15 protein-coding genes are annotated in these 12,550 nt (G+C 62.2%); 2 read left to right on the top strand and 13 right to left on the bottom strand.

From position 1 onward, the window contains the following. The first annotated feature begins 9 nt into the window (after window positions 1–9). Both AC1DLT_RS11940 and AC1DLT_RS11935 read left to right on the top strand, forming a co-directional pair. Entirely contained in the window at window positions 10–3,345 is a 3,336-nt protein-coding gene (locus tag AC1DLT_RS11940) for an efflux RND transporter permease subunit (RefSeq protein ID WP_477486847.1), read from the top strand. A 196-nt stretch (window positions 3,346–3,541) separates the two neighbouring features. Next, entirely contained in the window at window positions 3,542–4,225 is a 684-nt protein-coding gene (locus AC1DLT_RS11935; protein WP_038549526.1) for a Crp/Fnr family transcriptional regulator, read from the top strand. A gap of 128 nt (window positions 4,226–4,353) precedes the next feature. On the opposite strand, the gene ureG is transcribed toward AC1DLT_RS11935, so the two are convergent. Genes ureG through AC1DLT_RS11870 form a run of 13 tightly spaced genes read right to left on the bottom strand, consistent with a single transcriptional unit; the run spans window position 4,354 to window position 12,542 of the window. Beyond that, complete coding sequence (gene ureG, locus AC1DLT_RS11930; protein ID WP_038544550.1) at window positions 4,354–4,965, bottom strand: urease accessory protein UreG; 612 nt, start codon at window positions 4,963–4,965, stop codon at window positions 4,354–4,356. A gap of 43 nt (window positions 4,966–5,008) precedes the next feature. Continuing rightward, complete coding sequence (locus AC1DLT_RS11925) at window positions 5,009–5,641, bottom strand: urease accessory protein UreF (protein ID WP_477486922.1); 633 nt, start codon at window positions 5,639–5,641, stop codon at window positions 5,009–5,011. A gap of 42 nt (window positions 5,642–5,683) precedes the next feature. Next, window positions 5,684–6,148 (bottom strand): urease accessory protein UreE, encoded by a 465-nt coding sequence (ureE, locus tag AC1DLT_RS11920; protein WP_038544554.1) that lies wholly within the window; start codon window positions 6,146–6,148, stop codon window positions 5,684–5,686. Window positions 6,149–6,162: 14 nt separating this feature from the next. Further along, window positions 6,163–6,834 (bottom strand): TIGR02117 family protein, encoded by a 672-nt coding sequence (locus AC1DLT_RS11915; protein ID WP_477483239.1) that lies wholly within the window; start codon window positions 6,832–6,834, stop codon window positions 6,163–6,165. A 25-nt stretch (window positions 6,835–6,859) separates the two neighbouring features. Continuing rightward, window positions 6,860–8,569: an urease subunit alpha gene (gene ureC / locus AC1DLT_RS11910; RefSeq protein ID WP_038544559.1), complete on the bottom strand. Its 1,710-nt coding sequence runs from the start codon at window positions 8,567–8,569 to the stop codon at window positions 6,860–6,862. 7 nt (window positions 8,570–8,576) lie between these two features. Then, window positions 8,577–8,987, bottom strand: coding sequence for a PIN domain-containing protein (locus AC1DLT_RS11905; protein WP_038544561.1), 411 nt, complete (start codon window positions 8,985–8,987; stop codon window positions 8,577–8,579). Further along, window positions 8,984–9,244, bottom strand: a complete 261-nt coding sequence (locus AC1DLT_RS11900; protein ID WP_007773816.1) for an AbrB/MazE/SpoVT family DNA-binding domain-containing protein — start codon at window positions 9,242–9,244, stop codon at window positions 8,984–8,986. Before AC1DLT_RS11900 ends, AC1DLT_RS11905 begins: the two co-directional genes overlap by 4 nt. Window positions 9,245–9,291: 47 nt before the next feature. Next, window positions 9,292–9,672, bottom strand: coding sequence for a lysozyme inhibitor LprI family protein (locus AC1DLT_RS11895; protein ID WP_038549528.1), 381 nt, complete (start codon window positions 9,670–9,672; stop codon window positions 9,292–9,294). A gap of 29 nt (window positions 9,673–9,701) precedes the next feature. After that, window positions 9,702–10,007 (bottom strand): urease subunit beta, encoded by a 306-nt coding sequence (locus tag AC1DLT_RS11890; protein ID WP_038544563.1) that lies wholly within the window; start codon window positions 10,005–10,007, stop codon window positions 9,702–9,704. Between the two features lie 11 nt (window positions 10,008–10,018). Next, the gene (locus tag AC1DLT_RS11885) at window positions 10,019–10,270 is read right to left on the bottom strand and encodes a DUF1272 domain-containing protein (protein WP_477483237.1); all 252 of its coding nucleotides are present in this window, start codon (window positions 10,268–10,270) and stop codon (window positions 10,019–10,021) included. Between the two features lie 11 nt (window positions 10,271–10,281). Next, window positions 10,282–10,584 carry an urease subunit gamma gene (locus AC1DLT_RS11880; protein ID WP_038544567.1) on the bottom strand — a complete coding sequence of 101 codons (303 nt, stop codon included), beginning with the start codon at window positions 10,582–10,584 and terminating at the stop codon, window positions 10,282–10,284. 18 nt (window positions 10,585–10,602) lie between these two features. Further along, the gene (locus AC1DLT_RS11875; protein WP_038544569.1) at window positions 10,603–11,448 is read right to left on the bottom strand and encodes an urease accessory protein UreD; all 846 of its coding nucleotides are present in this window, start codon (window positions 11,446–11,448) and stop codon (window positions 10,603–10,605) included. After that, on the bottom strand, window positions 11,385–12,542 hold the full coding sequence (locus tag AC1DLT_RS11870) for a CE1 family esterase (protein WP_477486846.1): 1,158 nt from the start codon (window positions 12,540–12,542) through the stop codon (window positions 11,385–11,387). The genes AC1DLT_RS11875 and AC1DLT_RS11870 overlap by 64 nt, the downstream gene beginning before the upstream one ends. Window positions 12,543–12,550 lie beyond the last annotated feature (8 nt).

Here is a 12,550-nt window from a genome sequence, read left to right as displayed (position 1 = left end):
TTGAGCCGCATGAACTTCTCTGCTTGGTCGATCCGCAATCCGATAGCGCCGATGCTCGGTTTTGCCCTGCTGCTTATTGTCGGCATTCAGTCGTTTTACGCGCTGCCGATCACCCGTTTCCCGAACATCGACGTCCCGGTCGTGTCGATCACCGTCACCCAGAGCGGCGCCGCCCCTGCCGAACTGGAAATGCAGGTGACGAAGGAAATCGAGGACGCTGTCGCCTCGATCAGCGGCATCGATGAAATCCAGTCGACGGTGACCGACGGCCAGTCGCAGACGGTCGTCGTCTTCCGCATCGAAAAGCCGACGGCCGAAGCCGTGCAGGATACCAAGGACGCGATCGACAAGATCCGCAGCGACCTTCCCGCCGGCATCGAGGAGCCTGTCGTCACCAAGGTCGACGTCGAAGGCCAGGCGATCCAGACATTCGCCGTCTCCTCCCCGAACATGACGCTCGAAGAACTCTCCTGGTTCGTCGACGACACGGTCAAGCGCGCCCTGCAGGGCCAGCCCGGCGTCGGCCGTATCGACCGTTACGGCGGCTCCGACCGTGAAGTCCGGGTGTCGCTGAACCCTGCCAAGCTCGACGCCTATGGCATTACCGCCGCCGATGTCAGCACCCAGATGCGCGGCACCAACGTCGATCTCGGCTCCGGCCGCGGCCAGGTGGCCGGCAACGAACAGACGATCCGCACGCTCGGCGATGCCCGCAGCGTCGCCCAGCTTGCCGATACGACGATCACCCTGCCCAATGGTCAGTTCGTCAAGCTGGCCGAGCTCGGCACCATCACCGACACCTACGAAGAGCCGAAATCCTTCTCGCGCTTCAACGGCACGCCATCCGTCACTTTCGCCGTGTTCCGCGCCAAGGGCGCAAGCGAGGTCTCGGTCGCCGAAACCGTCGCCACCAGCCTCGATGGAGTGCGCAAGACCAATCCGAACGTCGCGATCGAAATGGTCGACGACTCCGTCTACTTCACCTACGGCAATTACGAAGCTGCCCTCCATACGCTGGTGGAAGGCTCGGTCCTCGCCGTCATCGTGGTCTTCCTGTTCCTGAGGAACTGGCGCGCCACCCTGATCGCGGCAGTCGCCCTGCCGCTTTCGGCGGTGCCGACCTTCTGGATCATGGATCTCATGGGGTTCTCGCTGAACCTCGTCAGTTTCCTGGCGCTGACGCTTGCGACCGGTATTCTCGTCGACGACGCGATCGTCGAGATCGAAAATATCGCGCGGCATATCAAGATGGGCAAGACGCCCTATCGAGCGGCGCTCGAGGCGGCGGACGAAATCGGTCTCGCCGTCATCGCCACCAGCTTCACGATCATCGCCGTGTTCGTGCCTGTATCGTTCATGCCGGGCGTCCCGGGCCAATACTTTATCCAGTTCGGCCTGACCGTCGCTTTCTCGGTATTCTTCTCGCTTGCGGTGGCGCGACTGATCACGCCGCTGATGGCTGCCTATCTGATGAGCCCCGAAGACGGGATGGAAGATCATCACGACAACGACGGCTGGATCATGAAGGCCTATACGCGCCTCGTCACCGGCACGACCCGCCGCTGGTACTGGCGATATACGACGATGCTGGCCGCGATCGGCTTCCTGATCGGCTCGGTCATGCTGCTCTCCCAGGTTCCCGGCAGCTTCCTGCCGCCGGACGACTCTTCGCGCGTCGTATTGTCGGTGGAACTCCCGCCGAACGCGACCCTCGAGGAAACGGCCGCCAGCACCGACGTCGTCTATGATGCGATACGCCACATCGACGGCGTCGAGAGCGTCTTCATTCTCGGCGGAGCTTCGCCGAAGGGCGACCTCGAACTGCGGCGCGCCACCGTGCGCGTCATCCTCCAGAACATCGACCATTCGCTGGTAAAGACCCTGGTCAACAAGGGCTTGGGATCGATCCCCCTCATCCGCGACTTTGTCCCGAAGATCAAGGAAAACGGCCGCACGCGTCCGCAATGGGATGTCGAAAAGGATATCTTTGCAGCTGTCCGATCCATTCCGGATGTGCGGATCTCCAAGGTCAACGATCGCGCAGAGCGTGACCTTTCGTTCAACTTCCTCTCCACCAGCGAGGCGGACCTGACCGAAGCCGTCAGCATGCTGGAATCGAAGCTGCGGGCCTCGCCGGTCCTCGCCAACGTTTCTTCGGAAGGCGCCCTGCCCCGTCCGGAACTGCAGATCCGGCCGCGCATGGCGGAGGCCTCGCGCCTCGGCATCACGCCGCAGCAGATCGCCCAGACCGTCCGCGTCGCGACGATCGGCGATGTCGATGCCAACCTTGCCAAGATCTCGCTCGACGACCGGCAGATCCCGATCCGCGTCCAGGCCTCGCTCGACGTCCGCCGCGATCTGGCCTCCATCCGTGCCTTGAAGATCAAGACCGCGGCCGGTGCCAGCGTGCCGCTCTACAGCGTCGCCGACATCGACTATTCGGAAGGCCCGAGCTCGATCAAGCGCAACGACCGCAACCGCGTGGTCGCAATCGGCTCCGACGTGCCCTTTGGCACGGCGCTCGATACCGCATCGGCCGAGTTCAAGCGCATCGTCGCCGAGACCGAATTGCCGAAGACGGTTCGTCTGGCCGAAAGCGGCGATGCGAAGGTGCAGGCAGAAATGCAGCAGAGCTTCGGCAATGCCATGCTGATGGGCCTGATGCTAGTGCTCGTGGTGCTGATCCTGCTCTTCAAGGACGTCATCCAGCCCTTCACCATCCTGTTCTCGCTGCCGCTTGCGATCGGTGGCGTGGCGGTGGCGCTGATCATCACCCAGAACGCGCTGTCGATGCCGGTCCTGATCGGTATCCTGATGCTGATGGGTATCGTCACCAAGAACGCCATCCTTCTGGTGGACTTCGCGATCGAGATGAAGCGTCAGGGTCTGGAACGGGTGCATGCCATGGTGGAAGCCGGCCGCAAGCGCGCGCGTCCGATCATCATGACTTCGATTGCCATGTCGGCAGGCATGCTTCCCTCGGCGCTCGGCGTCGGCGAAGGCGGCTCCTTCCGTGCACCGATGGCAATCGCCGTGATGGGGGGCATTATCGTCTCGACGGTGCTCTCGCTTCTCGTCGTGCCGTCCTTCTTCCTGATCATGGACGACCTGTCGCGCCTGCTCGGCAAGATCTTCGGCCGCATGGTCGGCAAGAAGGAACAGGAGGACTTCGGTCTCTCCAACGAGGAACTCAGCCAGGAGGCACGCAAATACGCTCAGTCGATCGCGGCCCTGGAAGAACGCCTCAACCAGATGGAACGGCAGACGAGCGCCAACGACGATCGTTCTCCCGGCGCCCAAGCCAGCAGCAAGGTGCTACGCCTGCCGCCTCTGGCCGCGGAATAAGCATCATCTCCAGACTGTATTTCGGCGACGCCGGGCCTGTTGGCCCGGCGTTTTTCGTTGGAAATAACCGGCTCGCTGAGATTGCAGAAAAATTGCACGGATTTGATCGATGTCAAAATCAGATTTCATGAACCTGTTATTTTAGCAGTATCGGGAATGCGCGGCGGTTCGGGTTATGGAAGAGACGACGGATATGATGAACAGCAATTTGAAGCTCAACAACAGGGATCGGGCCGTCCTCATGAAGACGCCTTTCCTGACCAGCCTGAGCGGCAATTCGCTCGTCCGGATGATGTCGGCCATGAGCGTCGTCAGCCTGACGAACCGCAAATCGATCTTCCGCGAAGGCGAGAATGCTGACGCTTTTTTCTGCGTTCTCAGCGGCTATGTGCGACTTTACCAGCTCAATCGGGACGGCCGCGAGGCGGATATCCGGATCTGCAGCCCGGGCGACACGTTCGCTGAATGTCTTCTTTATGGCGGTACGAAATACCGCTACCACGCCCAGACGGCCGAAGCCACGACGCTTGCCCGTTTCGACATGCAGGCGGTACGGGATCTGGCCGAACAAGAGCGGGATATCGCCAAGGCGGTGATCACCTCGCTGTCGAAACACCTCATCACCACGATGGACTGCGTCGCCAACGACAGGTTGCATACGGCGCCGCAGCGGGTCGCCGACTACATACTGAAAAGATGCCCTGTGGATGGCGGCCCGGCCTCCATCCGCCTGCCTTTCCAGAAGAACCTGCTCGCGGGCATGTTGGGATTGGCTCCCGAGGCGCTCTCCCGCGCATTCTCCACTCTCCGGCGGACCGGAGTGACGGTGCGCGGGCGAGTGATCCAGGTCGTCGACGTGCAGGCCCTGCGCGAAATCTGAAGTTCAAGCGAAGCGAGACCGGGCGGGCGGGTCCGGGCTCTCTTTGGATGCATGTTGCGACACGGGCGGCGGGACCGTGACATGCAGATAAGGCCGGTGGCTTCGAGGGGCCGCCGGCCTCAATCTTTTCAAAGCCCGCCCTGCTCCTTCAGGAAACGGACCACATGGTCCACGCCGACGCCGCGCTTCAGATCGGTGAACAGATGCGGCTTGGCCTCGCGCATGCGGTACGCGTCGCGGTCCATCACGTCGAGATCGACGTCGACATAGGGAGCCAGATCCTTCTTGTTGATGATCAGCAGGTCGGAGCGGGTAATCCCCGGACCGCCCTTGCGCGGGATTTCCTCGCCCTGGCAGGTGGAGATCACATAGATGGTGATGTCGGCAAGATCGGGCGAAAAGGTCGCCGCGAGATTGTCGCCGCCCGATTCGATGAACACCACGTCGAGATCCGGGAAACGCTCGTTCAAACCCGCGATCGCCTGCAGATTGATCGTCGCGTCCTCGCGGATGGCGGTATGCGGGCAGCCGCCGGTCTCGACGCCGACGATGCGGTCCGAGGACAGCGCTTGGCAGCGCACCAGCGCTTCGGCATCCTCCTTGGTATAGATATCGTTGGTGACGACCGCGACGGAATAATCCTCCCGCATCGCCTTGCAGAGCTTTTCGGTCAGTGCCGTCTTGCCGGAGCCGACAGGCCCGCCGATACCGACGCGCAAAGGTCCGTTCGCCGATTTCATGTGTCGTCCTTTCATTCTTCCAGACTTCAGCTTAGGCCCGCTTTCAGGAGCGGAAAAGCCGCGAATGTTGCGTTTCATGCCGAAGCGAAGCTATTTCCGCCTGCACTGCCGCACCGCCGAGATCGTCAAGCGTGGCAAGGCTTGCCTTCTCGGCAATCTGGCTGATCAGGTCCTCGATCTCGGCGAGGATGGCCACCCCTTCCACCTGCCCGGAAACCCCAAGCCTGATACCGGCAGACACCGATTGCGAGACGGCCGCATGCAGATAGGCTGCCAACGCCTGCGCTGCCGCTACGCCATGCGCCGCCGCAACCGCGCCGACTGCGACCGGGAAGGGCACAGCCGGCGGCAGGCGATCGAGGACAGGATGCGGCCAGGCGGAGGCGGCTGAAGCGAACGCCTGGCCAAGCGACAATGTCTCCACGTGGCGCTCTGCGGAGCCTGCAAGCGCCAGCCCCAGTTCGGCCACCTCCTTCAACGCGGCCTCGTCCTCGAATTGCCGCCAGGCTTCGCCGAACAGCACGGAGTCATTCCACAAGGCGCCTTGCCGCAGCAGGCTCGTCAGCCAGGCGGTCAGGCTTGCCGCATCCTTGACGAGGCCATCGTGCACCGCCCGTTCGAGCCCGCCCGAATAGGCGAAACCGCCGATCGGAAAGGCCGGCGAAAGCCAGGCCATCAGCTTCAGAAGCACCTTGGTGTCGAGGTTGGTCACGAAGGCTCAATGTCCATGATGGTCGTGGCCGTGGGAACCATGCGAATGGTAGGCGCCACGGGCCGGCTGGAACCCTTCCTCGACCTCGGCAACCCTCGCACCCAGCCCTTCCAGCATGGCACGGATCACATGGTCGCGCAGGATGAGGATACGCCCCTCCTCGATCTGCGCCGGCAGATGCCGGTTGCCGAGATGCCAGGCGAGTTCGATCAGGTGCAGCGTATCTCGACCCTTGATCTCGAAGAGTTTTTCCGGGGCCGCGTGTACTTCGATCGTATCGCCGTTCTCAAGCACCAGCCGATCGCCGTGATGGAAAAGCACAGCCTCCTTGAGGTCGAGCATCACCATCTCGCCATCGGAGAGATGCAGCAGCTTGCGGCGCAGATGCCGCAGGTCATGTGGCAGCGTGACGATATCGATCGGCGGATCTGTGACCACGCCGGCCGGATGATAGGAATGGACGTGCTGCATGGAATGCTCCGAGGTCAATTGAAAAGCTTGAGTGAGAGGGTAAGCGTCTGCGGCAGCGGATTCCAGAGGCCGGTTCGTATTCCGGCTGTGCGAAGTGCGGCGGCGGTCCAGGTATTGCAGCCAACAAATGCGTTGAAATAGCCGTTTGCCTCGAAGAACCGGTCATTATCGCCATAGCCCGCCTCCGGCACCACAGCCACCTCGCCTGCCTGACGGATGAAACTCGTCTGGATGAACGCCAAAAGCCGCTGGAATTCCGCCGCCTCCAGGTCGAGCGGCATCACCGCCGGATGGCTTTCGTCGATCCCGCCGGCAACGTCCACATGCATGACCGAACTGTCGATCGTCAGTGCGCGCAACACCGGAAGCGGCTTCAACTCTGCCCAGGTCGGCGTTTCAAGATAGAAGGCCCGCCCACCCCAACCGAGCACCAGCCATTCCGCACCGGGGTCGGCAACCGGGATTCCGGACCGCTCCAGAAAAGCGAAGGCGGTGCGGGTGTCCTCAGCCAGCGGAATGGCAATGTCCGTGTGGATCGGGTTGGACAGAACCAAGATGCGCCTTTGCGCCGCCGGTTCCGCCGCTCGGCTCGGCGCAAACAACGGTCGCGGGATGAACGTCCCGACGGCCACCGCGACAACCACGAACAGAACCGCAGCGAGGAGCCAGCGCAAAAACGTCTTCATTCAGGGGCTCCGAGGTGCCAGCGCCTCAGAACAGGAAATAGCGCTGCGCCATCGGCAGCACCGTCGCGGGCTCGCAGGTCAGCAGCTCGCCGTCGGCGCGCACCTCGTAGGTCTCCGAGTTGACCTCCACATGCGGCGTCAGCGAATTGTGGATCATCGAGGCCTTGGAGATGCCGCCGCGGGTGTTCTTGACTGCCACCAGCCTCTTGGCGACCCCGAGGCGCTGGGCAAGACCGCCATCCAGCGAAGCCTGGCTGACGAAGGTGACGGAGGAATTGGTGCGCAGCTTGCCGTAGGCCGCAAACATCGGCCGGTAATGCATCGGCTGCGGCGTAGGGATCGAGGCGTTCGGATCGCCCATCGGTGCGGCCGCAATCGAGCCGCCGAGCAGCACCATTTCCGGCTTCACGCCGAAGAAGGCCGGGCTCCAGAGCACGAGATCCGCTCGCTTGCCGACTTCGACCGAACCGATCTCATGGGAAACGCCCTGGGCGATTGCCGGATTGATCGTGTATTTGGCGATGTAGCGCTTGACGCGGAAATTGTCGTTATTGCCGGTTTCTTCCTTCAGGCTGCCGCGCTGGCGCTTCATCTTGTCGGCGGTCTGCCAGGTGCGGATCGCCACTTCCCCGACGCGGCCCATGGCCTGGCTGTCGGAGGAGATGATCGAGAAGGCGCCGAGATCGTGGAGGATATCTTCGGCAGCGATGGTTTCCTTGCGGATGCGGCTTTCGGCAAAGGCGATGTCTTCCGGGATCGACGGCGACAGGTGATGGCAGACCATCAGCATGTCGAGATGTTCGGCAAGCGTATTGATCGTGTAGGGCCGGGTCGGGTTGGTCGAAGACGGGATGACGTTCGGGTTGCCGCAGATCTTGATGATGTCGGGCGCGTGGCCGCCGCCGGCACCTTCCGTATGGAAGGCGTGGATGGTGCGGCCCTTGATAGCCGCGACCGTATCCTCGACGAAACCGCTTTCGTTCAGCGTGTCGGTGTGGATCATCACCTGCACGTCGAAGGCATCGGCGACCGTCAGGCAGTTGTCGATCGCCGCCGGCGTCGTGCCCCAGTCCTCGTGAAGCTTCAGCGACGAGGCACCGGCGAGGATCATTTCCTCCAGCGGTGCGGGAAGCGACGCATTGCCCTTGCCAGCGAGCGCGAGGTTCATCGGGAAGGCGTCGAAGCTCTCGATCATCCGCTCGATATGCCAGGCGCCGGTGCAGGTGGTGGCAAGCGTGCCATGTGCCGGGCCTGAGCCGCCGCCGAGCATGGTCGTGACGCCGCTCATCAGCGCCTCCTCGATCTGCTGCGGGCAGATGAAATGGATATGCGCATCCATGCCGCCGGCCGTCAGGATCTTGCCCTCGCCGGCGATCGCCTCGGTGGACGGGCCGACGATGATCGTCACGCCCGGCTGGGTATCCGGATTGCCGGCTTTGCCGATCGCGTGGATGCGGCCGTTCTTCAAACCGACGTCGGCCTTGTAGATGCCCGAATGATCGACGATCAGCGCGTTGGTGATGACCGTATCGACGGCGCCTTCCGCCCGCGTCGCCTGGCTCTGCCCCATGCCATCACGAATGACCTTGCCGCCGCCGAACTTCACCTCTTCGCCATAGACGGTGAAATCCTTCTCCACCTCGATGAACAATTCGGTATCGGCAAGCCGCACCCTGTCGCCCGTGGTCGGACCGAACATGCTGGCATAGGAGGCGCGGGACATCTTGTGGGGCATGGACGGTCTACCTTGTAAGCTCGGTAAAATGGGAGGATTTCGATGCGGCTTTGTCGAACGTCATTGTGGTGCGGCAACCGTTGCGGCTGTTGATTTCTCCAATCAAATGATCGGAGAAGTCGCCGGGAAACTCGGAATAGGCTTGAAGCGCAGCGCTCAATATGTCTCGGTCCTTCACGACCGCATTTTCCAAATTCAGCAGACCCCAGATGATCTCGGCGATCTGGGTCTTTGGTAGGCGGGCGCGCTGTTTCAGGACCCAGGCAATTTCGACGACAACAATCTCGTTGATGAAGAATGCTTCCTCGCTCTTATCGAAGAGCGCAGACAGCGCCTCACTCTGCGCCAATGCCGGCTCCCCGATCAGCTGATCGCGCACGAGCCAACGAAGGAGGACATTCGTGTCGATCCCGATCATAGGTCGTTGCCGCCTTCAGGAATCCGGCCACGTGCTTCGGCAACCCATTCATCCAGTTCGCCCGCGGTAATCGGCCTATCCAGCTTTACGATCCCTTTCAGGTCCGCGAATGTCCAACGTTTCGGCCGGATCTCCAGATGGCCGTCCTGACTCGGTACGATATCCACTTGGTCTCCGGCCTTGACGCCAAGCAAAGCGAGCGCTTCGGCAGATAGGGTTATCTGGTTTTCAGGGCTGATCTTGACTGTTTCGGTCATGTCGCTCTCCTTCCCGCTCCCATAACTACCACGAACACGCTCAACGTTCAGTTCCCCATCGCCTCGGTCAGCTCTTTGAGCTCCGCAATGCGCTTGCGTGTCAGGTCCGCCTGGCATCCGGAAATCAGCATCGGCTCCATCGAGCCGCCATGGGCCTGGAAGCCGGAGGAGATGCATTGCGCGTCGCGATAGGCGACCCAGGCCCGTTGCGCCTTGACGAGCGCATCCTCGGCGCCTTTGAGATCCGCGGAACTATCCGCATCCCATTTTTTCATCGCCTTGCGGGTCGTCTGGTACTGGGCATTAAGCGCCTTGTCGGCGGCTTCGTAGTCGCGCTGCGAGCAGATGTTCATCTCCAGCTGCGTCTGCGGGTTCTTGCAATTTGCCTTCGGCTCCTGCCCCGCCGCCGGCAGGGCAAGAAGCGGCATGAACGCGGCGGAAAACGCCAATGCGGGCTTCACAGCGCACCCATGATCTTCTGCTGGAAACCATAGACTTCGCGCTTGCCCGAAAGCGGGATCAGCGTCACTTCCCGCATCTGGCCGGGTTCGAAACGGACGGCCGTACCGGCCGGGATATCGAGCCGCATGCCGCGCGCCTTGTCCCGGTCGAAGGAGAGCCCGTTATTGGTCTCGAAGAAATGGTAGTGGCTGCCCACCTGCACCGGTCGGTCGCCGGTGTTGGCGACCTTTATGGTCACCGTCGGAAGACCTGCGTTGAGCTCGATTTCGCCTTCTGCGGCAATCACTTCACCGGGAATCATGGCATTCTCCTTCAAGCCGCCTTGGGCGCGCAGCCCTCGGCCTTCAGTACGCGTTTGGTGGAGGCCGGATGGCGGGCGAGCGCGGCCGCCGGACGCACGGGCCGGCACACCAGTTCGCCGGCGCAATTGGGGCAGATGCCCTTCAGCACGTCGGAGGCGCAGGTGGCGCAGAACGTGCACTCGAAAGTGCAGATCATCGCCTCCCGGCTTTCCGGTACAAGGTCCTTGTCGCAGCACTCGCAATTCGGGCGCAGTTCCAGCATTGCAGGCCTCCTCAGCGGATCGGTTCGTGGACGGTGACAAGTTTGGTGCCGTCCGGAAAAGTCGCCTCCACCTGCACGTCGTGGATCATCTCGGCAATGCCGTCCATCACTTGGTCGCGGGTGACGACATGAGCTCCGGCCTCCATCAGGTCGGAGACCGCGCGGCCGTCGCGCGCACCTTCCACCACGTAATCGGTAATCAGGGCGATCGCTTCCGGATAGTTGAGCTTGACCCCGCGATCCAACCGGCGTCGGGCGACGATCGCCGCCATGGAAATCAGCAGTTTGTCTTTTTCTCGTGGGCTCAGGTTCATGGGAATCCCGCTGTAAGATCAGATGTTCCAGACTTTCGGCACTGGCGCGCCGTTACGCAATACGGAAATTGCCGGTGTCAGGATTTTTCTCAAGTCGAAGCCGGTCGGGGCCACCAGCCGGGCGATCAGCTTGCCGTTCCAGTGACTGGCTCCGCCGCTCCACAGGCTGGCTCCGCCAGGCGTGCCGTCGACAATCTGGCGGAGTTTCGGGAAGAGCATTTCGGCGAGCGGGCCGGTGTAAAACAGCGTCGCGAAGGCGACCTGGCCGGAGAGCACGGCAGCAGCTTGAGAGAGCTGTTCGATCTCGCCCTCGAACTTCATCTCTTCCGCATGGATCAGCTGACCTGACCGGCGCACCCGCCAGCGGTCGCGGAAGAAACCATTCGCGACCGCTTCGCCCATCGCCTTGCGGCCGAGCAGGACCGCCTCGACGGCCAGAAATTCGGACCTTTCGGAAAGATCGACGTCAAGCCGGCGGGTCAGCGAGGACTGGTCGAAAAGGATGGTTTCCTGGGGAAGCCAGTGGACCGATGCGTCCTCGCCGACGGTGACATGGGTGGAGACGGAGGCCGTGCCGGACGAGGCCTTGTAGATCTTCTCATTCGCCTGGGTGGTGACCGACAGTCTTGTGGAAGCGGCAGCGGCGACGGACCATTCGATCACGTCGCCGCCCGTCAGTCCCCCCGACGTATTGATTAAAATCGCCTCCATTTCAGGCGAAAATGTTTCCGGGAGGCGAATTTTTGCGCAGCCTTCCTGGTAGAATTCGGCGAGCCGTGTCCGCCCGCCGAAAGCCTTGGTTACAAGGCGTCCTGCACCCCTTGCCCGCTGCGGCGCATATCGATCGGCTGGTTGCTGTTGCACGTCGTCCCCTGAAGATCGGCTTCGGTTCCGCAACCCGATGCAACGCCCGTGCCAGACTTGGCCGTCGAACCGATCTTGGCCGGCGTTGCAGTGGCGATCACGTCGGTGCTGTCGGCCTTGCCGAAGAACTCCCACATCCGCGAAGCCGGATCAACATTGGCGTCGAATGCCGGCTTGGAGACGGTCACCGCAGCCACCTTGGTGACGCTCGCTGCCCCGTCCTTGGCGGCGGCGATCACGGCTTCCGTAGCGGCAACCGGCTTCGGCCAATCATGCGTGCCGTTGGCGAAGACGTAGGATGCGACGCGTGCACCGTTCTTGCAGGTGCCGTAGAGACTGAAGGTCACACCGTCGACGGTCTTTACGTCGCCATTGCCCTTGCAGCCGTCGAGTTCCGTCCAGCGTTGGATCGCGGTCTTGAAGCCGTATTGCCAATAGGCGCTGCCGCCGCCAGCGTAAGGATTTGCCGCATCCTTGACGCCGGCAAAGGCCATGATCGAGATGGGCCTGGCCGGATTGCAGCCCTGCGCATCGGGGCCCCATTTCCCGTCGGCCTCGACCGGACGTCCGGCGCGCAGCGAATGCACGAAGCCGGCGGCCGCGAAATCRTCATGACCCGAGCAGAGATAAGCCGACAACATGCGGCCGCCACCCGAATAACCCGAGGCATAGATGCGGGCCGGATCGACACAGAATTGCTGCTTGGCGGTCGCGATAGCCTGCCGGATATAGGCGATCTCGTCGAGGCCGCCCTGCTGCACGGTGACGAAAGGCACGTTCCAGGCATAGGTCCCCGCGGAGCTTCCGGGCAGGCTCCCCTGCAGCGCCAAAACGATGAAGCCGTTTTTCTCGGCAACCTTGTCCCAGGAGCTTCTGTTCAGCTGCCCTTCAGGGTTGCTGTGGCTGCCATGGAGATCGAAAACCAGCGGAACCTTGTCCTTGCCGGTATAGGACGAGGGAATGAAATAGACTGCCGAACGGGCGATACCGTCGGTTTCGATGGTGATTGGGTGGCGACCCGCTTCCATCGGCTGGCCGCAGCCTGCGGCAAGGGCGCTGCCGGTCATCGACCCCAGGAAGGTCGTGGCGCCCAAAAAAACCG

The organism is Neorhizobium sp. 05N33, assembly GCF_056397445.1.
The sequence above is the reverse complement of the archived record's forward strand: the minus strand, read 5'-3'. Positions and strand labels throughout refer to the sequence as shown.